The organism is Bradyrhizobium sp. 26S5 (assembly GCF_036923295.1).
In the GTDB taxonomy this organism is placed as follows: domain Bacteria; phylum Pseudomonadota; class Alphaproteobacteria; order Rhizobiales; family Xanthobacteraceae; genus Bradyrhizobium; species Bradyrhizobium septentrionale.
Genome location: NZ_CP145948.1, coordinates 6,757,212 through 6,778,467 on the forward strand (window position 1 = coordinate 6,757,212; position 21,256 = coordinate 6,778,467).

16 protein-coding genes and 1 pseudogene are annotated in these 21,256 nt (G+C 64.5%); 4 read left to right on the forward strand and 13 right to left on the reverse strand.

Going from position 1 to position 21,256, the window contains the following annotated elements; all coding sequences use genetic code 11:
- Positions 1 to 182 precede the first annotated feature (182 nt).
- From V5279_RS31930 to V5279_RS31940, 3 genes are read left to right on the forward strand one after another with little or no spacing between them, the layout of a single operon-like run.
- Positions 183 to 2,687: a hypothetical protein gene (locus V5279_RS31930; protein ID WP_414645853.1), complete on the forward strand. Its 2,505-nt coding sequence runs from the start codon at positions 183 to 185 to the stop codon at positions 2,685 to 2,687.
- 58 nt (positions 2,688 to 2,745) lie between these two features.
- The gene (locus tag V5279_RS31935) at positions 2,746 to 4,104 is read left to right on the forward strand and encodes a hypothetical protein (RefSeq protein WP_414645854.1); all 1,359 of its coding nucleotides are present in this window, start codon (positions 2,746 to 2,748) and stop codon (positions 4,102 to 4,104) included.
- A 37-nt stretch (positions 4,105 to 4,141) separates the two neighbouring features.
- Positions 4,142 to 4,867 carry a formyltransferase family protein gene (locus V5279_RS31940; protein ID WP_338701480.1) on the forward strand — a complete coding sequence of 242 codons (726 nt, stop codon included), beginning with the start codon at positions 4,142 to 4,144 and terminating at the stop codon, positions 4,865 to 4,867.
- Between the two features lie 18 nt (positions 4,868 to 4,885).
- Here the strand turns inward: V5279_RS31940 and V5279_RS31945 are convergent, their stop codons facing one another.
- The 3 genes from V5279_RS31945 to V5279_RS31955 all read right to left on the reverse strand — a co-directional run bounded on the left by V5279_RS31945 (position 4,886) and on the right by V5279_RS31955 (position 10,404).
- Complete coding sequence (locus V5279_RS31945; RefSeq protein ID WP_175619490.1) at positions 4,886 to 5,113, reverse strand: hypothetical protein; 228 nt, start codon at positions 5,111 to 5,113, stop codon at positions 4,886 to 4,888.
- A 374-nt stretch (positions 5,114 to 5,487) separates the two neighbouring features.
- A complete protein-coding gene (locus V5279_RS31950; RefSeq protein WP_414645855.1) occupies positions 5,488 to 6,942 on the reverse strand; it encodes a short-chain fatty acid transporter in 1,455 nt (484 codons plus the stop codon).
- Between the two features lie 54 nt (positions 6,943 to 6,996).
- On the reverse strand, positions 6,997 to 10,404 hold the full coding sequence (locus V5279_RS31955; RefSeq protein WP_338691110.1) for a molybdopterin-dependent oxidoreductase: 3,408 nt from the start codon (positions 10,402 to 10,404) through the stop codon (positions 6,997 to 6,999).
- Positions 10,405 to 10,540: 136 nt separating this feature from the next.
- Here V5279_RS31955 and V5279_RS31960 point away from each other — a divergent pair, with 136 nt between their 5' ends.
- Positions 10,541 to 11,218: a GntR family transcriptional regulator gene (locus V5279_RS31960; protein WP_338691111.1), complete on the forward strand. Its 678-nt coding sequence runs from the start codon at positions 10,541 to 10,543 to the stop codon at positions 11,216 to 11,218.
- 39 nt (positions 11,219 to 11,257) lie between these two features.
- Here V5279_RS31960 and V5279_RS31965 read toward each other — a convergent pair whose 3' ends face one another.
- From V5279_RS31965 to V5279_RS32010, 10 genes and pseudogenes are all read right to left on the reverse strand, one after another.
- Positions 11,258 to 12,418, reverse strand: a complete 1,161-nt coding sequence (locus V5279_RS31965; protein WP_338691113.1) for an acyl-CoA dehydrogenase family protein — start codon at positions 12,416 to 12,418, stop codon at positions 11,258 to 11,260.
- Between the two features lie 174 nt (positions 12,419 to 12,592).
- Positions 12,593 to 13,360 carry a crotonase/enoyl-CoA hydratase family protein gene (locus tag V5279_RS31970; protein ID WP_338691115.1) on the reverse strand — a complete coding sequence of 256 codons (768 nt, stop codon included), beginning with the start codon at positions 13,358 to 13,360 and terminating at the stop codon, positions 12,593 to 12,595.
- A gap of 22 nt (positions 13,361 to 13,382) precedes the next feature.
- Complete coding sequence (locus tag V5279_RS31975) at positions 13,383 to 14,165, reverse strand: SDR family NAD(P)-dependent oxidoreductase (RefSeq protein ID WP_338691117.1); 783 nt, start codon at positions 14,163 to 14,165, stop codon at positions 13,383 to 13,385.
- Positions 14,166 to 14,183: 18 nt separating this feature from the next.
- On the reverse strand, positions 14,184 to 15,434 hold the full coding sequence (locus V5279_RS31980) for an acetyl-CoA C-acetyltransferase (RefSeq protein ID WP_338691118.1): 1,251 nt from the start codon (positions 15,432 to 15,434) through the stop codon (positions 14,184 to 14,186).
- Positions 15,435 to 15,699: 265 nt separating this feature from the next.
- A pseudogene (locus V5279_RS31985) lies at positions 15,700 to 15,957 on the reverse strand (helix-turn-helix domain-containing protein); the annotation flags it as partial.
- A 3-nt stretch (positions 15,958 to 15,960) separates the two neighbouring features.
- Positions 15,961 to 16,392: a hypothetical protein gene (locus V5279_RS31990; protein ID WP_338691119.1), complete on the reverse strand. Its 432-nt coding sequence runs from the start codon at positions 16,390 to 16,392 to the stop codon at positions 15,961 to 15,963.
- Positions 16,393 to 17,128: 736 nt separating this feature from the next.
- Complete coding sequence (locus V5279_RS31995) at positions 17,129 to 17,707, reverse strand: adenylate kinase (protein WP_338691120.1); 579 nt, start codon at positions 17,705 to 17,707, stop codon at positions 17,129 to 17,131.
- 12 nt (positions 17,708 to 17,719) lie between these two features.
- Positions 17,720 to 18,259, reverse strand: a complete 540-nt coding sequence (gene ppa, locus V5279_RS32000; RefSeq protein WP_338691122.1) for an inorganic diphosphatase — start codon at positions 18,257 to 18,259, stop codon at positions 17,720 to 17,722.
- Between the two features lie 13 nt (positions 18,260 to 18,272).
- Entirely contained in the window at positions 18,273 to 20,234 is a 1,962-nt protein-coding gene (gene acs, locus V5279_RS32005) for an acetate--CoA ligase (protein ID WP_338691124.1), read from the reverse strand.
- Positions 20,234 to 21,181, reverse strand: a complete 948-nt coding sequence (locus V5279_RS32010) for an alpha/beta hydrolase (protein WP_338691126.1) — start codon at positions 21,179 to 21,181, stop codon at positions 20,234 to 20,236. The genes acs and V5279_RS32010 overlap by 1 nt, the downstream gene beginning before the upstream one ends.
- Between the last annotated feature and the right edge of the window lie 75 nt (positions 21,182 to 21,256).

Consider the following 21,256-nt stretch of genomic DNA (forward strand, 5'->3'; position numbering starts at 1 on the left):
TGCATTCGACGATTGCGACTAGGCAATTTTTTCCGAATCACCTTTTCGACGTTATCGGATTTTTTGAATCTGTCAGTCGCGAAGCGCGCGTTTTTGAATCGCGCATCAACTTTTTTGGATCAGCGCGCCTGATTTGTCTCACGCACGCGTTCAACGCATGAGGACTGGCGGGAATTTTGCGCATGACGATCATGACGGTCGACGCGACGCGTCGAGCGCAGAATGTTTCTGCATGTTCATTCGATGTTTTCGATACATTTCTGTTGCGTGCGTGCACGACGCCAGATGGCGTATTTGAAAGGGTTTTTCAGCTTTCGCCCATTGCTGAAGAATTTCCAAGTATGTCCGTCAGTTTCGTTCAGCATCGAATCCAGGCCGAAGCGCGCGCGCGCAAGGTTGCGCTGGAGCGCAGCGGCTCCACTGAAGTGCACATCGCCGACATCTATAAGTACTTTCCGTTCAGGCTGTTCGGCCTGAACCGCGATGCGCTGCCCGATCTCGCGCGAACCGAGTTCGGGGTCGAGCTCGAGCTGTGCCGCGTCAATCCGGAAATGCTTGAGCAATATCTGGACATGAAGCGCGGCGGCTTTCGCACTGGCTTCATTTCCGACACCTACTGGAGCACCGACCAGCTCGCGCAGCTGTTGCGCAGCTGCAGCCCCGGACTGACCTGGGATTTCCTCTACGCATCCTGCGATCACGGCTCAGGCAAGAGCGAGGCGCTGTTCGAGGTCTATCTCGCCGAGCAAGGCATCGATGCGGCAAGCTCGTTCCATATCGGCGACAACCACAACGCCGATATCAAGGGTGCCCGACGTCATGGCATCCGCCCGCGCTATTATCCGCAGGCCAGCGCGGCACTGGCCTCCAAGTTTCAGCGTGAAACATCGATCTACGAATTGCTCTGTCCCGATCAGCCGTCGCGGCTCGATTGTGGCGCCCGCACGCTGCGGCGCGCGGTGACGGCGCAGAGCGCGGAGCATTCTCCCGCCTTCCATCTCGGCGTCACCGTGCTCGGCCCGGTGATGGCGGCGTTCGACGCGTTCATCGAAGCACGACGCTCCGCGCTCGCCCGCGAGGGCGCGCGGGTTGCGATCGGATTCCTCGGCCGCGACGGACTGCTGCCGCATCGTGTCTGGCAGGCGGACCATGGCGAGAGCGGCGCCTATGTCGAGATCAATCGCCGCGTCAGTCTGGTCGGATCCGCCGATACGCTCGAACCGCTCTGCGAGCTGTTGAGCCGGGTCGTCAAGATCGATGCGGCGACCTTCGTCGATATCGTCAAGGTGCAGCCGCCCGCGGTGATGAATTTCTTCGCGCAATACCCCGATGGCATCGCGAGCGGCCGCGAACTTGCCGACGCCCTGCCCGATCTGATGGACCCGCGCGAGATCACCGATATCGCCGCCGGCGTCCGCGCCCGGCTGCTCGCCTATCTGCGCGCACGCATCCAGGATTTTGACAACTGCACCGACCTGATCCTCGTCGATCTCGGCTATTCCGCTAGCGTGCAGAAGTCGCTGCGCCGGATATTCGATCGCGAGGGCATTCGCACCCGCCTGCACGGCGCCTATCTGCTGACGCTTGACGATGCCTTCGACGACATCGCCGATGACGACACCGCAGAGGGGCTGATTTCCGATCGGGTCGTCACGCCGCACGTAAAACGCATGCTGATCCGCAACGTCGCGCTGTTGGAGCAGCTATGCTGTTCTGCGGAAGGATCGGCGCGCGACTATCGTGGCGGCGAGGTGTTGCGCGAGGGTGATCAGCGCCCGGCCGCGCAGCTGGCGCTCGCAACCGAAGTGCAGTCGGGGGTGCTGGCCTATGCCGCGCGCGCCCGCGAGCTGGCACCGCGCTACGCGCTGCAGCCCTACGCGGACCCCACTGTTGCGGCACGCTGGGCCGCCGCTGTACTTGGACGCCTGCTGCTGCTGCCAGACGACGACGAGCTCGTGCTGCTCGGCGGCATCAAGCATGACGTCAATCTCGGCACCCAGGCGCTGGCGCCCCTGCTCGACGCCAGCTTCGTCAACGACTGCATCGTCGCCCGCGGGCTCGTGTCCGCCTGCACCGCCCCGGCGCCTCCGATGTGGCTGGCCGGCAGCTTTGCCGCCTTGTCACCGGCGCATGCCTACCTCTACACGCTGTTCGGCGCCAACCGCCTGTCCGCGAACGTGTTCGGCGAAGCCCAATGCGGGACGCTGCAGGTCGGCCTGTTCCGCCACGATGGCCAGGCGTCGCTCGAGGCCATCAACGTCTATCACACCGGGCTCGGCGATCTTCGCCTGCGGATTCCGCTGTCAGGCCGCATGACGGTGGCGACCATCGCACTTCCGCTGGCAAAGCTCACCAGCAACGGGATACTCCACGGCATCACGGTGCAGTACGGCGAGAGCGCCGCAAAGGCCGCGGACAATTCGAACATGAAGACGATCGTCGAGGGACGGCTCACCGATGCCGGCATCGAGAGGAGCGGCCGTCACTTCCGTGCCGCCGGTGACGACGGCATGCTGCTGATCCCGGTCGACGGCTTCGAAGAGGATGTTGCGATCTACACGGTCGCGCTGACCGCCCTCGACCACGACCGCATCCTTGCGCTCGGGGACCGCGACGGCAACGAGGCCGCCTCGGCCACGCTCACCTGGCGCAGCGCCAATCGCACGCCGGCCGCGAACGGCAAGTGATTTGTCCGCCTGATCTGACCGCCCCGCTCGTAGAAGGTTAACGAGGGGTAGCGCGGGCATGACATCGGCTGACACGGCGCAAGCGGACGGCTTGCAGACGAATTTAGACCAATTGCTGTCGGCGAACGGCATCCGGATCAACGCGGCGCAGCGCCGGCGGCTCGCATGGCTGTCCGCGCGGCTCGGACGCGCGGCCGTCCATCAGCCCGGTTCAGTTCCGGCGCGGGATCATGGCGTCGTCATCCTCGTTGAGCCGCCGAGCGGCCCCGCCGCCGAGATGCTTTACCGGTCGCTCCGCGCCGACTGTGCGGTCGTTATCCCCTTCGGCGAGAATCCGGCATTCGACTTCCTCAAATCCAAGCTCACCGACTTCGGCACGATCGGGCCGAGCTCAGACGGCCCGCATGAGATGTGGTGGGGCGGCCTCAATTGGCGCCCGATCGCACCCGAGGAGGGCTCCCGATCCGACGCATCGCTGCGCGTAGTCTCCTGCTATCCTCGCGCCCTCGGCGACGATCATGCCGGCACGCTCCGGCAGAAGCTCGCCGAATTTCAGATCGCCTGCGACATCGTACCGATCGACACCGCGGACGGCGAGCAGATACGCGCATCCGAGAAATCTGCCTTCATGCTACGGATGTGGGAGGAGCATCGCGAGCCGCTGCTCTTCGTCGAAGCCGATGCAACGCTCAGCGAGCCGCCGCTGCTGCCGTCATATCTCGATTGCGACGTCGCGCTCCACAAATGGAACCGATGGGAGATGTCGGCGCGCACGCTCTATTTCGGCCGGTCGCCTGCCGCCGAAGCGCTGCTGCGCAACTGGCATCACATCGCGACCGCTTATCCCGCGGTCTGGGATGGCTATCTGCTCGACCAGGCCTGGAGCCTGACGTCGTCGCAGATCGCGCTCGACGCCGCCTGGCTGCCGCGCTCGTACCATGCGCCCGCTGAGGACGTCGGCACGCCCCGCCACACCACCGTCGTTCACAATCTGCCGACCGACAACAGCGATCTTGGACCAGACGCCGAATTCGGCGTCGCAATGCGCCCCGCGCGGCGCGCCTGCCGCAGCGGCGGCCGCGACGCGATGATCGTAATCAACTCGCAGGCAGCTTCGAATGCCGCGATCACCGTGATCATGCGCGATATCGCGACCAGCGACGCGCGCGAGATGGCCGCCAGCATCGAGGCGGTGACCGGCGCGTTCGCCGCCGACTGCGGCGGGTTCGGCCGGCTCGAGCTCGCGCTCTGCCCGTGGCAGGACGATATCCGCGCGGCGAAATCGGCAGCGAAGAGCGCGAACAACCGGATCATCGAGATTGCGCCCTGGCAGACACTGCCGGCCGATCTGTTCCGCACCGTGGGTCAATCCCGCGATGCCGGCAGTGTCGTCGTTATGGCCGATCAGCGCGGCTGATATCGGCTGAAGGGCTGAACAAGGGAAGGACATCCGCATCATGAAGACCATCATCCTTCTCACCGGCGTCGCCACCCAGCAATTCGCGCTCACCGAGCTGTTGAAGGCGCACAATCCCGCGCTGTCGTTCCGCTGCGCGGTGACGGCCGACGACCTCGCCGCGATCGAGCCGGAGGTCCTGCGCGACGCCCGGCTGTTGGCGTTCACCACCAGCGTGATCGTGCCTGAAAGCATGCTGGCCGCGCTCGGCCATGGCGCCTACAATTTCCACCCCGGCCCGCCGCAATATCCGGGCTGGGCGCCGGCGCATTTCGCGCTCTATGACGGCGCCCGCACCTTCGGCGCGACGGCCCATGTGATGGCCGCGCGCGTCGATTGCGGACCGATCGTCGGCGTCGAGTCCTTCATCATTCCCGACAAGATCAGCGTGCGCGGCCTCGAGCAGATTGCCTATGTGCGGCTTGCCCATCTGTTCTGGCGGATGTCGCGCGACCTCGCCTGCGATGGCGCGCCGCTGAAGGAGTTGGACATCGCCTGGTGCGGCATCAAGAGCACCCGGCGGATGTACCGGGAGATGTGCGAGCTTCCCGCCGGCATCAGCGCCGGCGAGCTGGCCCGCCGGATTCGCGCCTTCCACGACGACTTCCGCGGCATCCCGCTGACCGTCTCTCTGCACGGCATCCGCTTCCAGCTCGCGACATCAGCCACACAGGCGCCCGAGGCACCGCAGGTGGTCTCGCCGCCGCTCGCCGCGGCATCCTGAGGATTGGCCTCAACGACATTACCTGCGGCTCCGGGACTCACGTTGCTGCTGCAACAGCGCCCTCACCGCGCGCTCCGCGGCCCGTGCGGAGCCGAAATAGCCGCCATCGAGGCCGTCAAAGGCGCGGTCGGAGGAGAAGAAGCAGAAGCCGCTTTTGTCGCTGACAACGATACCTGCTGTGCGATCCGATATTTCGATGACGTAAGCTAGGGATTTTTGGGCTTGGGATATCTGGGCTTGGGACATGCGTGCTCAATCGCCGGGTGACGGCGCTCCTGTCTGATTGTCGCTGACTCTGGATTTGTCGAAGCGATCAACAACAGACGCCGGTCGCCGCCGAGACGCAGCGATGCTGCATGCGGCTTCGCATGTCGTACATCAGGCTGCGGTCGTCATGTCTCATTGCGGTGACCTTGAACATCGTAGGATACCGCGCATCAATATCCAGCCGAAGCGCGCTGCGGTCAATGAAATGGCTGTCCAAAGTTGACCGCGCGGCGCGATGCATCCATTCGCGGCGGGCAGAAAAACAGCACAGATTTGGTGATGACGGTTGCGGACCGCTAAACTGGCAAAGCGACGGCCGGGCACCGAGCCCTACGGTGCCCGGCCGTGATTCCTCAAGGCAGGATCGGCGGGTGATAGCTGAAGGTCGCCATCAGGATCGCCGCCAGCAGCATTACGATCGGGAAATGGATGAAGAACTGCACCGAGGTGTAGCCGATCAAATCCTTCGACTTCAGGCCGAGAATACCGAGCAGCGGCAGCATCCAGAACGGGTTGATGAAGTTCGGCAGGGTCTCGGCGATGTTGTAGACCATCACCGTCCAGCCCAGATGCGCGCCGATATCGTTGGCCGCCTTCATGATGTAGGGCGCCTCGATGATCCACTTTCCGCCCGCCGACGGCACGAAGAAGCCGAGCAGCGCCGAATAGATTCCGACCAGGAACGAGAACACGGTGGAGTTGCTGGAGGCGCCGACGAACCAGTGCGCGATCGTGTCCGACAGCGTGGTGCCGCCGCTGTTCGGCACTTTGGTCAGGATCTGCGCGATGCCGGCATAGAACGGAAACTGCAGCAGCACGCCGGAGACGCTCGGCATCGCCTTGGAGAAGGACCCGATCAGGCTGCGCGGGCGCCAGTGCAGCACGATGCCGAGAATGAGGAAAACGAAATTATAGGTGTTGAGGCCGGACAGGGTGATCAGCGGATTGCCCGACTGAAAGGTCTGCCATAGCCAGCCGGCGGCAAGCAGCGCGATCAGGATCGTCAGCAGCGGACTGAACTCGAGCCAGTCGCCCGGACGGGCCGGCTTCCTGGCCTCGATCCGATCATTACCGAGCGCAACGCCGAGGTCCTCCGCCGTCTTGGCCTGCTCGGGCGCCGGCGTCGTGAAATAGCAGATTGCGGCGGACACGACGGTCACCATCACGACAGTGACCATGTTCTGCCAGGTCAGGATGGTTTCCGAGAAGCCGATCACGCCGGTGATCGGCAGAAGGGACGCCGGAATGCTGCCGGCATTGGCCTGGAGCTGTGCGGCGGAAGACGTGATGCCGAGCGTGAAGCCGCAGCCGAGCCCGAGATAGCCGGCCGCGCCGGCCGCCCGATAGTCGAGCCGAATGTCGGTGCGCCGCGCGATCTCCCGCACCAAGAGGCCGGAGAAGATCAGGCTGAGGCCCCAGTTCAAGAGCGAGAGGAAGATGCTGAGCACGCCGACAAAGACCACTGCGCCGCGCCCGGTCTTCGGCACGCTCGCCAGCCGCGCAAGCACGGCCGCCACCGGCGGCGACATCGCCACGACATAGCCGCCGATCGCGACCAGCGCCATCTGCATCGTGAAGGGAATCAGATTCCAGAACCCGTCGCCGAACGCGCGACTGACCGCGAGCGGCGAGCCGCCATGCAGGATCGCACCGACGGCAACCGCAATCACCGCGATCAGGACGAAGACATAAGCATCCGGAAACCAGCGTTCCGCGAACACTACCAGAGCCTGCGAAAATCGCGCGAGGATGTTGTCCACGTCAGGTTTTCGCAGGCTCACGGTTTGGTCGTGCGTTGCATTCGTCATTAATCTCGTCCCCCTACCGGTGATGCGGTGACAGCCTTCAGTGTGATTTGGTCATCAAAGCGCGAGCGTGAGGTCGGTCAGAGGGACCGCCTGGCAGGCAAGGCATTGTCCCTCGCTTGCATCGACAGGCCCGAGATGGGTGAACTCGCCATCGACGACCTCGACCGCACAGCTTTCGCATTGCCCGACGCGACAGCCGCTCGGCAACGCGACGCCCGCCGCCCTGGCAGCGTCGAGCAGCGTCCCTTGCTCCGGTGCCCACGAAAAGCTCTGCTCGCTGCCGGCAAGCCGGACGGTGCGCGGCGCAAGATTGCTCGGCACCGCGGGCGGGGACACGAAGCTCTCGGCGAAGATGTCGAAGCGCGGCACGCCGAGCGCCGTCACGGCCTCGATCTGCGCCGCGACGAAATCGGGCGAGCCGCAGATGTAGACCAGCGGCCGGCGCGCCGACAGCCGCTTGACCTGTTCGAGATCAAGCCGTCCCTTGCGCAGCGAATGCGAACCGACCGGGTCCTGCGCGAGCGGTGCCGAATAGAACGTCAGGCGTTTGAGCGCCGGCGTGCTGGCCTCGAGCTCGTCGAGCCGCCGCGCGAACGGATGCTCGCGGCCGCTGCGGCAGCCGTGCAGCAGCAGGATCTCGCCGACACGATCATCCGGCGCAACGTGTTGCAGCGTCTCGAGATGGCTGATGAACGGCGTGATGCCGATGCCGGCGGCGAGGAAGATCAGCGACCGCGGCCCCTTCAATGGCGGCGTGAAGATGCCGCCCGGCGGCTCCAGCAGAACCTCATCTCCGACCGAGAGACGGTGCAGACGATCCGGCATGAAGAACGCCGCATCGCCGCGCCGCGGTTCATCAAGGAAGCGTCCCTTCACCGCAATCGACAGCGCTTGCGGCAGTTCGCCCGATCCGGTCAGCGAATAGGCTCGCGCTTCCGCCGCGCCAGGCAGCGAGATCATCACGTGCTGGCCCGGCAGGAAGTCGGGCAGCGGGCCACCGTCAAGCGGCCGCAGGCTAAGCACGACCACGTTATCGGCCTCGGCCCGGCGTTCGCCGACCGTGAAGCGGCGCCGGCCGCTCCACACGCCGCGGCTTGCATCGGCGTCGCGCCTGATATCGCAGACGATCGCGCGCAGCGGGACGGAGCCGCTAACGGGATCGCGCGCATCGTCATGCAGCACCGCGTTGATGTTGCGCGTTCGGATGCCTGCCGTCGTGGAGCGATCGCGGCCGAGCGGCGGACAATCCTCCCACCAGCCGAATTCGGCAACGACGACGCGATCGTCGAGCGCCGCATTGAGACGCACCTTCAGGCGTACGGCACCGCCCTGGGTCTCCACCACGGCCCAGTCGCCTTCCACCAGCCCGCGCCGCTCGGCGAGTTGCGGGCTGATCTCGACGGCCGAATCCGGTGACTTACGCCGCAGCGAAGCCACATGCCGATAGGAGGAGTGGACGAACCAGCCGCTCTTGGCGGTCGAGAGCACCAGCGGAAAGCGCTCATCCGCGGCACTGGTGAGCGGGCTTCCGACCGGCTCGACATGATCGGGCAAGGGATCGTGCCCGTGTCCCAGCATCAGCTCCGAATAGATCTCGACGCGGCGCGTCGGCGTCGCAAATCCCGCCACCGTTCCGTCCTCGCGCGCGACGGCGTATTTTTCATCGCGGAAGGCCTGCGGGAAGCGGCGTCCCTCGGGATGCGCGCGCAGCTCATCGACGCCGACGCCGAGCGGCGCCAGTTGGTAGTTCCAGCCGGCCTTGATGTCGCCACCGAAGAACAGCTCTCCCATGCCGAGCTTCAGCGCGAGCGCTGCGGCGATCTCGTAATCGGCTTTCACGGCGCCGACCGGCTCGACCATGCGCGGGCGAAACTGCACGGTCTCGACGGCTTCCTGCGTGATCTCGAACCCGATCTTGAGCGCGTCGCGTTCCCACGGCGTGCTGGCGGGCAGCACGAAATCGGCGCTCTCCGCGGTCGGGTTCATGAACATGTCGATATGAACCTGGAACTCCAGCGCATTCAGCGCCGCACGGTTGCGCTCGGAATGGCCCTGCGAGACGACGAAGTTGGTCCCGAACGCGACCAGCGCGCGCACCCGGTAAGGCTCGCCGTCGAGCACAGCCCGACTGAAGTCGCGCGCCGTGATCCAGCCCTTCGCCGGCGGGCCGAGCGGCAGCTCAGTAATGCCGAGCGCCTTGGCCTGCTGCGCCGGCGACAGGATGTTGTAGTCGTTGAGGGCGCGCGTCGGCGGCGGCACCGGCCAGCGATTGCCGCCGGGCCGATCGCACGCACCGGTCAGCGCGTAGAGCGTTGCGATCGCGCGCTCGATCGCGGTCGCATTGGTGTGCTGGCCGACGCCGGTCCAGGAATGATAGGCAAGCCGCGGCCGGCCCTCGAGCAACGCGTTGAACGCGTCGACATCCTCGGTACGAAGCCAGGTCAATTCCGCCACGCGCGCCGGCGTGTAAGGCGCAACGCGCTCGGCCAGCAATTCGAACGCGGTTGCCGCCGGTATCATCCGGCCGTCGCGCGCACGGATCGATAGCGCGCCACGCAGCCGGCCGCCGCTCTCCGGCGCGTAGCTTGTGTCGCACGGCACCGGCGCGCCCGACGCATCGAGACGAACGAAGGCGTCCGCCATGCCATCTGCCCACAACGCGTCGGCACGCAGGAAGCGCCCGGTCGTGCGATCGACCAGCAGCGCTCCATTGGTCCATGCGTTGACGAAGTCCGCGTCGAAGCTGCCGGTCGCGACGAGATAACGGATCGCGCCCATCGCGAGCGCGCCATCGGCGCCCGGCCGGATGCGCAGCCAGAGATCGGCCTGCTGACCCGAGCCGTTCGGCTTGGGGTCGATCACCACGACCTTGGCGCCGCGCCGCCGCGCATCGGCGATCCGCGTCGCCTGGGCGAGCCAGGTGCGGGCCGGGTTGTGGCCCCACAGGATGATCGCATCGGCATTGTCGTAATCGGGAAAGCCGATGCCGCGGCCGAACGTCAGCGCGTGCGCATAGTCCTTGTGCCAGCCGCAGATTTCGACCGCATAGATCAAATTGGGGCTGCCGAAGCCGCGGATGAAGCGCTCGACCCACTCAAAACTGTCGACCATCGGCGTGCCGCTCGGCGTGGTGACGCCGAATGCGACGGCTTCGGCACCGCTCTCGGCGCGGATCGTGCCGAGCCGGTCGGCGATCTCGGTCAACGCCTCGTCCCAGGACACCTCGACCCAGCCCGGATCGGCGGCATCGCGCGGACGGGTCCGCTTTAGCGGCACGGTCAGGCGGCGCGGGCTCGCAACTATTTCGGGGGCGGCGCGGCCCTTGGCGCAAAGCGCGCCGCCGGTAGGGTGGTTATTTAATACCTCTACACCAACGAGACGTCCGTCCTCGACCACGGTGACGGCACCGCAGCGCGAGCGGCAAAGCGTGCAATAGCCGGGTAGCCGCTGTTTCACCGCCATCTCACGATCAGTCACCCTAGTGACGCATGTTAGTAACGCGTTACACATTTACGTCATACGCTACCGCCCCCGTCAAGGCTAAGTAATAATCAGGGACGAATCGGAGTTCGGAGCGAGAGGCGGCGGACGACCACCCATGGACCAGAATTTGCGAGAACAGGTGCTGCAACGGGTGCGCGCCGAGATCATTTCCGGGCAGAGCCTACCGGGCACGATGTATTCGGTGCCTAGCCTCGCCGCGAGCCTCGGCGTCTCCTCGACGCCGGTGCGCGAGGCGCTGCTCGAGCTCAGCCGCGGCGGCCTGGTCGAGCCGATGCGCAACCGCGGCTTCAAGGTCGTGGAGCCGACGCTGACCGAGCTGCGCAATTTGTTCGACATGCGCGAGGTGCTGGAGCTGCACGCCGCGGTGCTGGTCGCCGCCAATCCCCCGCGGGATCTTCCGGCCGTGCGCGGCTGGGCCGACCAGATCGCCAAGGCGGTCGAGACCGACGACGTCCAGCTCTATCTGGAAGCCGACCGCAACTATCATCGTGAGTTCATTGCGGCTGCCGGCAACGAGCTCTTGACCGACATGGTGATGGGCCTGCGCGACAAGATGCGGCTTTACGGCATCAGCTCCCGCGCCGGCCACGAGCGACAGCTGGCGTCGGTGCCGGAGCATTACCGGCTGATCGAACTCGCGCTCGCCGGTGAGACCGAGGCGCTGCCGACCCTGCTGCGCAGCCACATCCGCTCCTGGGAGCCGATCTTCGTCGATGCGCTGCTGCGCTCGAAGGAGCACGTGCGCGAGCCGCTGCGCCAGGCGCGCGGCTGACGCGGAGCGAGGCAGACAGCCGATCGCGGCGGCGATCGGCTAATCCAGAATGCTCTTGTAGTGCTCCGAGAAGACATCGCGGCCGATGATCAGCCGCATCACTTCGGAGCTTCCCGCCAGGATCCGATTGACACGCGCGTCGGTGAACATGCGGCTGATCGGATATTCATCCATGTAACCTGCGCCGCCATGCAGCTGTACGCCGAGGTCGAGCATCTTCCACTCGACTTCCGACGACATCATCTTGGCCTTGGCGCCCATATTGCTGGTCAGGCGTCCCGCGTTGTGCTCGGCCACGCAGTGATCGACATAGACCTGCACCAGATCGATTTCGGCATCCATCTCCGCCATGCGGAACTGGGTATTTTGCTGTTCCGCAAGAGGCCTGCCGAACAGCTTGCGTTCCATCACGTAAGCGCGCGTGATGTCGAACGCCTTGCGGCCATTGGCGATCGATCCGACTGCGGAGATCAGCCGTTCCTCGGCAAGGCCTTCCATGAGATAGTAGAAGCCCCTGCCGGGCTCGCCCAGCACGTTGGCCTTGGGCACCTTCACATTATGGAAGAAAAGTTCGGCGGTGTCCTGCGCCGGCATGCCCATCTTCTTGAGATTGCGGCCGCGCTCGAAGCCTTCCATGCCCCGCTCGACAATCAGCAGCACCATGGCATGCTTCTTCTCTGCGCCTGCGAGCCTGGCGGCCACGATCACCACGTCGGAATTGATGCCGTTGGAAATATAGGTCTTCGAGCCATTGAGCAGGAAATAATCGCCCTTGTCCTCCGCCGTCGTGCGCATGCCCGCGAGATCTGAGCCCGCGCCGGGCTCAGTCATCGCGATCGCCAGGATCGTCTCGCCGCTGACGCATTTGGGCAGGAATCGGTCACGCTGCTCCTCGGTGCCGAAGCGCTTGAAGTAAGGACCGACCAGGCGGCTGTGCAGCGTGTTGTACCAGCCCTTGCAGCCGGAGCGCGCGGTCTCCTCGATGATGATCTGCTCATAGCGGAAATCGGCGTCGCCCATGCCGCCGTATTTTTCCTCAGGCCAGATCATCAGGAAGCCGAGGTCGCCGGCCTTCTTGAACGCGTTGCGGTCGACGATGCCGGCCTCCCGCCACTCCTCCATATGAGGCGCGATCTCGCTGGCGAGGAACTTGCGGTAGGAGTCGCGGAAAATGACCTGATCTTCGGTAAAGCTGCGCATCATTCCCCCAATAGAGCGTTTTCGAGCGAAGTGGGCACCGATTCGCGTGAAGAAAACGCGTCAAAATAAGAAGCTAACGTTTCAAGCGACGTGAATACCGGCCGGCGCAAAAATTCTGAGCGCCGGTTCTCAGTCAATCAAAACCGGCGCTCCATTGTCGAAACAGTCGACGCCTTACTTGCCCTTCCAGTTCGGCGCGCGCTTTTCCGCAAAGGCCGCCGCGCCCTCACGGGCATCCTCGGAGACGAAGACAGGACCGACGATCTCCTGTTGCTTCTTCCACATCTGGTCTTCCGGCCAGAGCCGGGATTCGACGATCACCTGCTTGGATGCCTTCACCGCGAGCGGGCCGTTGGCGCCGATCGCTGCCGCAAGCTCAAGCGCGGCGTCGAGCGCGGGGCCATCGGTCACGCGGTTGATGATGCCTAGTTCGTAGGCTCGCTCGGCGCCGAAGAACTCGCCGGTCAGTGCGAACTCCATCGCCACGCGAATGGGCATCTGGCGCGGCATGCGGATCAGCCCGCCCGCCGCGGCGGCCAGCCCACGCTTCACCTCGGGGATTCCGAACTTGGCGTTGCGGTTGGCGACGATCATGTCGCACGACAGCGCGATCTCCATCCCGCCGGCGAGTGCGTAGCCGTCGACGGCCGCAATCAGCGGCTTCTTCGGCGGCGCCTCGGTGAGGCCGGCGAAGCCGCGGCCGGGGATCGACGGCCGCTCGCCTTTCAGGAACCCCTTGAGGTCCATGCCCGAGCAGAACGTGCCGCCGGCGCCGGTGATGATGCCGACGCCAAGGGCATCGTCGGCGTCGAGCCGGTCGATCGCCGCGGCCACGCCCTTGGAGAGGGCGAGGTTGGCCGCGTTCTTGGCTTCCGGCCGGTTCAGGGTGATGATCAGTATCGGTCCGCGGACTTCAGTGAGGACCGGCGTTTCTTCGGACATCGCTTTCGTCTCCTGTAGTCACCTAGCGCGGGGCCATACGGATGGCGCCATCGAGGCGGACGTCTTCACCGTTGAAGTAGCCGTTGGTGATCATGGTCAGCGCCAGCTGCGCATACTCCTCCGGCATGCCGAGACGCTTCGGGAACGGCACCGACGCGCTGAGCGCGGCCTTGACGTTCTCCGGGGCGCCCTGCAGCAGCGGCGTGTTGAAGATGCCCGGCAGGATCGTGTTGACGCGGATTCCCTCGGCCATCAGGTCACGCGCGATCGGCAGCGTCATGCCGACGACGCCGGCCTTCGAGGCCGAATAGGCGGCCTGCCCCATCTGGCCGTCCTCGGCCGCGACGGACGCCGTATTGACGACCGCGCCGCGCTCGCCGTGCTCCAGCGGCGTCAGCGACAGCATACCCTGCGCCGACTTGGCGATGCAGCGGAAGGTGCCGACGAGGTTGATCTGGATGATGCGGTTGAAGGCGTCGATCGGGAAGTGAGTGGGTTCGCCGGTCTTCTTGTCCCGGCCGGCGGTCTTCACCGCGTTGCCGGTGCCGGCGCAGTTCACCAGGATGCGCTCCTGGCCGTGTGCCGCGCGGGCCTTGGCGAAGCCCGCATCGACCTGCTCGTCGGAGGTGACATCGACCTTACAGAACACACCGCCGATTTCCCTGGCGATGGCTTCACCCTTCTCCTCGTTGAAGTCGAAGATCGCGACCTTCACGCCTTGCGCGGCGAGCGCCCGCGAGGTGGCTGCGCCGAGGCCGGAAGCGCCGCCGGTGACAACGGCGCCGACCGATGAATCGAGTTTCATGGCAGGTTCCTTTCGCGATCAGATGCGTTCGATGATGATGGCCGGTGCCATGCCGCCGGCGGCACACATGGTGACGAGACCGTAACGTCCGCCGCTGCGCTCGAGTTCGTCGAGCGCCGTGCCGATCAGGATCGATCCGGTCGCGCCGATCGGATGGCCAAGCGCAATCGAGCCGCCATTGATGTTGACCTTCTCGCGATCCAGCTTGAGGTCGCGAATGAATTTCTCGGCGACGACCGCGAAGGCCTCGTTGATCTCCCAGACGTCGATGTCGTCCTTGCTCAGGCCGGCCTTGGCGAGAACCTTCTTGGCCGCCGGAACCGGCGCGTTGAGCATCAGCGTCGGGTCGTCACCCTGATTGGCGTAGGCCACGATGCGGCCGCGCGGCTTGAGGCCGTGCTTCTCGGCATACATCTTCGAGGTGATCAGCACCGCGGCGGCGCCGTCCACCACGCCGGAGCTGTTGCCGGCATGATGCACGCCCTTCCAGTCGAGGTCCGGATAGCGGCGCTGGATCTGCTTCTTGAATGTCACGCCGTTGCCGAGATCGAAATCGGCAAGCTGCTCGAAGCTCGGCTTCAGCGACGCCAGTCCTTCGGCAGTGGTCTCGGGGCGCGGGAATTCTTCGCGATTGAGCGCGACGCTGCCGTCGTCGTTGAGGACGGGGATCATCGACTTGGCGAAGCGGCCTTCATCGATCGCCCGCTTGGCACGCTGCTGGCTGACCAGTGCCAGGGCATCGCATGCCTCGCGGCTGATTCCCTCGCGCGTGGCGATGGCGTCGCCGCAGACGCCCTGGTGAGACTGCGGGTGAATGTCGTCAAGCGCCGGATTGCCCGAGCCCATCATCCGCGCCGGCTGTCCGGCCTTGGAGCGCTCGGCCGCGAGGGTCTGCTGATAGCTCATCATCTCGGTGCCACCGGCGATGACGCAATCCTCCATTCCCGACATCACCGAAGCTGCCGCGAGGTTCACCGAGGTGATGCCGCCGCCGCAGAAGCGATCCAGCGTCGTGCCGCTAGCGTTGATGTCGTAGCCGGCCGCGAGCGCCGACATGCGTCCGAGATCACCGCCCTGCTTGCCTTCCTGGGTCGACGTCGACCAGATGATGTCGTCGACGGTCGACGTATCGAGCTTGTTGCGCTCCTTAAGCGCGCCGAGCACTGTTGCTGCCAGTTGCTGCGGGTGCAGGTGCGACAGCGCTCCCTTGCCCGGCTTGCCGATGCCCCGCGGCGTGCGGACCGCGTCGATGATGTATGCTTCAGACATGCGTTTCCCCTTCGTTTCAGATGTTTCGTGACTGTGAGCTCGCGGGCGATGGTCCCGATCATTCTGCCTCGGAACAAGCCGAGCGTCAGCGGTAAGGTGGCATCACCGCAAGCGGCTCGGCAACCGCGTTGCGCTCGTCCTCGAAGTACCCGAAGCGCGAGCCGATCCCTCGCCGCACGGATGCTTGTGCCTCATGGAGTTCCCGCTCTTCGGCAAAGGCCGGCTCGTTGCAACTCGCTGCGAGCAACGGGGCGCCGGCCGTGTTGGCGTCGGGAGCCAGGGCATATTTCTGCTCGTGCGGCAGGTAGATCAGTTGGCCGATCTGGGTGAGGGTCAATGTGAGACGAGAGACCGTCGATCGCGGAAGCCCACAGCGATCGGCGATCTCGCGATTGCCGAGGCGCATGCTTCGACCCTCGAAGCAGCGCACGATGTCGAATGCGCGCGATACCACCTGTATCACGCGTCTGTTGTCCGTGCCGGCCGTCTCTTGCGCCATCAGTACTTCAGATCGACGTCCCATCGTTTACGCCTCAATCCTCGTTTTCATACGGGTGAACAAAGCCCACGCTGGTTCGAGCAGAAGGCCCGATCCGAGATGTCCCTGCCGGGCGCGCAACGTGGCGCGGCCCGCGCGCGAGCGGCCAAGCGTGCAGGATCTGACGACAAGGATCGGCGGACGCCGCGTCGGTGTCCCAGCGGTGCTGGTCGGCTTGTTCCGGGATCGACGGTTTGACGTGGTGGCCGGCTGCTTCGGCATTCGGCGGAATGCCGGTCGTGTTGATTGTACCGACGCCGTGCCGCGCAGGTTCGGCAAGGAATGCGGCCTGCCAGACAACACCGTCCCGGCCTGTTCGAGGCCGGTCTGCACGGAACCCGTGAGCGCGTGGTTTTCCAGCCGGGTGAAGCCGCCACCGAGCGGGGCAAGCAGCTTCGGATATCTTTGGCCGGCCAGCATCAGGCGGATTCTTTCCCTAGGGTTTCTGCCTTAATTAATTGATTAATTAGTTTATTGGTGGAGTGATTAAGATGGGCCGGCCTCCCTGTCAACTATCCTTCGGCGCGCGCCTGCCCCTCGCCCAACGCCTTACACATCGCTCCAGCCGCTCGCGGCCGGCTTTGTCAGAGCCGTGACCGGAGCGCCCGGCGCGACTTTCTTCAGACTGAGGCCGACGCTGAACGTTGATGACGCAAAACGTCGGCGAGAGTCCGCCCGCAACGGCGGGCATGCTACGACGCATGATGCAAAAACGATCGCGGAATGAGGCGGCGCTGCAGAGCTGGCTCGGGAAAGGTGCGTACCGGCGTGCGACCCAGAGCATCATTCCCGATCGGAAGCGGGGTTCAGGTCCGACCCGTTGCTCAAATTTGGTCTAGCCTCCCGCCAAACAACGGAGGTCGTAGGAAACCAGAAACGTCGACATCTGCGCGTGCCAACGTCCCGCTCGCGCCCTGATCGCAGGAATGTCGGAGGCTCAAGTCGATGGAAGGCTTAGCAACCTGGGCCAATAACTCGCTGCGGATCGACGGTCCCTCGGAGAATGACTTTCGTCGTTTCCGCAACCGGCGGAATGACTTATCTGCCAAAAGCAACCCGCAATCTGCAAAAAGCAACCCGATCCAGCGTCTCGGACGAGCGAAAGGCTGACCGGCGATATCTCCTCCAATTGGTCGCTTGATGTTGCTCGACCCTTTCACTCGATCGCTTCGATCAGAGCCGCTGTTACGCAGTCGATCGGCTGTGATGCGTCAACGCTCCTGAGTAGTCCCTTCGCGGAATAGTAGTGAGTAAGTGGGCTCGTTTGGTTTGTATAAGCCGCTAGACGTACGCTGAGCGCTTCCTCGTTGTCGTCCGCCCGCCCTGCTTCACCGCTGGCGCGAGCCTGGATGGCACGTCCTAAGATCCGGTCGAGCAACTTCGCTTCATTGACCTTGAGTTCGAGGACGCAATTGAGCTCGTGCCCGTCGGCGACCAGAAGCCCGTCAAGAATTTCGGCCTGCGACACGGTGCGCGGAAACCCGTCGAGGATGAAGCCTCTCGCCGCATCGGGCTGCGCGATCCGCTCGATGATCACCCTCGCCACCAGGTCGTCGGGAACGAGTTCGCCCCGCTTCATGATATCCGCTGCTTTCATCCCGACCGTCGTTCCCGCCGACGCGGCCGACCGAAGCATGTCGCCGGTCGACAGCTGCGGAATCGCGAGAATCTGGGACAATCTGAATGCCTGCGTACCCTTCCCGGCGCCCGGCGGTCCCAAAAGCACAAGTCTCATATCGCTTCTCCGTCAACCAGGCTTGCGCACGGCGACGCGGCCTATCGCGGTTTCAATCAGCGTGCGCGCCTCGTCGGCATGTCCCCATCCTGCGAGTCGCACCCACTTGCCGGGTTCGAGATCCTTGTAATGAAGGAAAAAGTGCTCAATCTGCTTCCAGGTGATCTCGGGCAGGTCTGTGTAGGTCTGCACATGTTGATAGCGCTGGGTCAGCCGTGACGACGGCACCGCGATGATCTTCTCATCGCCGCCACCGTCATCCTCCATCTTCAGAACGCCGATCGGCCGCACGTTGATGACGGCGCCCGCAATGATCGGGCGTGTATTGGCGACCAGCACATCGATCGGATCGCCGTCGTCGGAGAGCGTCCGCGGCACGAAGCCGTAATTTCCGGGATAGCGCATCGGCGTGTACAGGAAGCGATCGACAAAGAGCGTGCCGGACGCCTTGTCCATCTCGTATTTGATCGGTTCGCCGCCGAGCGGCACCTCGACGACGACATTGACGTCGTCGGGTGGCGTGTGGCCGATTGCAATCGCATCGATGTTCATGGGATGCTCACGCCTATCGCTTGTTCTGCCGGTTCTCGACGAGGTCCTCGACCACGGCGGGATCGGCCAGGGTCGAGGTGTCGCCGAGGCTCGACGGCTCGTCCTCGGCGATCTTGCGCAGGATACGGCGCATGATCTTGCCGGAACGCGTCTTCGGCAGGCCGGGCGCGAACTGGATCAGATCCGGCGAGGCGATCGGGCCGATGTCCTTGCGGACCCAGGCGACCAGCTCCTTGCGCAGCGCTTCCGTCGGCTCGGTGCCCTTCATCAGCGTGACATAGGCGTAGATGCCCTGGCCCTTGATGTCGTGCGGATAGCCGACAACCGCGGCTTCCGACACCGCCTCATGCGCGACCAGCGAGCTCTCGACCTCGGCGGTGCCCATGCGGTGGCCGGAGACGTTGATGACGTCGTCGACGCGGCCGGTGATCCAGTAATAGCCGTCGGCATCGCGCCGGCAGCCGTCACCGGTGAAATACTTGTTCTTGTAGGTCGAGAAGTAGGTCTGCTCGAACCGCGCATGATCGCCATAGACCGTGCGCATCTGGCCCGGCCATGACTTGGTGAGACAGAGATTGCCCGAGGTCTCGCCGTCCAGAGTCTTGCCGTCGGCGTCGACGATCTCCGGCACCACGCCGAAGAACGGCCGCGTCGCCGATCCCGGCTTCAGCTTGGTGGCGCCGGGCAGCGGCGTGATCAAGATGCCGCCGGTCTCGGTCTGCCACCAGGTATCGACGATCGGGCAGCGGTCGTCGCCGACCACGCGGTAGTACCACTCCCAGGCTTCCGGATTGATCGGCTCGCCGACCGAGCCGAGCAGGCGCAGCGATTGGCGCGAGGTCTTCTTCACCGGCTCGTCGCCGCCCTGCATCAGCGCGCGGATCGCGGTCGGTGCGGTGTAGAAGATGTTGACCTTGTGCTTGTCGACCACGTTCCAGAAGCGCGAATTGTCCGGATAGTTCGGCACGCCCTCGAACATCAGCGTGGTCGCGCCGTTACAGAGCGGTCCGTAGAGGATGTAGCTGTGGCCGGTGACCCAGCCGACGTCGGCGGTGCACCAGTAGATGTCGCCGTCGTGATAGTCGAACACGTATTGATGCGTCATCGAGGCGAACACGAGATAGCCGCCGGAGGTGTGCAGCACGCCCTTCGGCGTGCCGGTCGAGCCCGAGGTGTAGAGGATGAACAGCGGGTCCTCGGCGTGCATGTGCTCGGCCGGGCATTCCGTCGTCACCATCTCGGCGGCCTCGTGATACCAGAGGTCGCGGGTCGGGTTCATGTCGATCTTGCCGCCGGTGCGCTTCACCACCACGACCCAATCGACGCCGCCGGTCTTGGCGATCGCAGCATCGACATTGGCCTTCAGCGGCACCTTCTTGCCGCCGCGCAGGCCTTCGTCCGCGGTGATGACCACCTTGGAATCGCAGTCCTTGATGCGCTGGGCGAGGCTGTCAGGCGAGAAGCCGCCGAACACCACCGAATGGATGGCGCCGATCCGCGCGCAGGCCAGCATGGCATAGGCCGCTTCCGGAATCATCGGCAGATAGATCGTGACGCGGTCGCCCTTCTTGACGTTGCGGGTGCGCAGGATGTTGGCCATCTTGCAGACTTCGTCGTGCAGCTGGCGGTAGGTGATGTGCTTGGATTCGGAGGGATCGTCGCCCTCCCAGATGATCGCGGTCTGGTCGCCGCGTTTCTCGAGGTGGCGGTCGATGCAATTCCAGGCGACGTTCAAAACGCCGTCCTCGAACCATTTGATCGAGATGTTGCCGGGCGCGAAGGAGACGTTCTCGACCTTGCTGTAGGGCTTGATCCAGTCGATCCGCTTGCCGTGCTCGGCCCAGAAGCCGTTGGGGTCCTTGACCGAGTGCGCGTACATCTCGCGATATTTGGCGTCGTTGACGTAAGCGCGCTTGGCCCAATCGGCCGACACCGGATGAACCTGCTCTGCGGACTTGTCCAAGCTCGTCGTCATCAACCAACCTCCGAGAAATCACGTGGCGGGGCCTTCAGGAAATCCGTTACGACCTTGATCTGGTCCGGCGTCACCAGCGGTGGCACATGACCACGATCATCGAACCGGAAAATATCAGCGCGCCGATTCCGGCGCCTCATCTCATTCGTCAGATCGATCGACAGCAGGTCCGATTTGGCGCCGTGCAGCACCAGCATCGGCACCTTGATCGCTTCCCAGTACTTCCAGAGATCGAGTGGCGCGTAGAACCAGGGCATTTTGAACGCCTTGGCGATCGCCGGATCGCAAAGCACCGCGTAACGCCCGTTGGCTTCTTCCCAGCGCAGACTATGGATCGTAAGATGCCGCCAATGCTCGTCGGCGAGATAGCCATAGGGCGCGAGCACCGTGCGGAAGTATTTCTCGCCGTCCTCGATGGTCGCGAACGCCGTCGGCATGTCCGCGATGTAACCGCCGATCCGCCGCAACCCGGTCGCGGACACGAACGGGCCGATATCATTGATCACGAGCTTGCGGACAATGCTTCCGGAAAAGCCAGCCATCACGATCCCGATCAAACCACCGAGCGATGTTCCGACCCAATCGACCTCCCTCACGCCGAGGCGTGCGACCAGCGCATTCATATCGGAGCAATATTGCGGCAGCGAATAGTCGTCGGGATTGCTGATCCGCCCGCTTCGGCCGCGACCCGGCAAATCTGGACAGATCACCCGCCGGCCGCTCGCCGCGAGATCAGCGGCGAGATGGTCAAAATCCCGCGCCTGCCGCGTCACGCCGTGGACACAGATCACCGGCCTGATATCGTCAACTGGCCCCCAATCGACGTACGCAATCTCGTGAAAGCCCGACGGCGAAAGGCCAAGTAGCCGACCCGCGCGATCCGGCTGCGGGCCTTCGGATGTCCCGCCCGAAGCCTTCCCTGCCACCTCATATTCTCCGTCAAGCATCCCGTCTCCCGACAGGCGGCCGCGGAAAGGGTCGCCATGCGCGGCGCTCCCCATCCGCGAGCAAGCCCCCTCAAT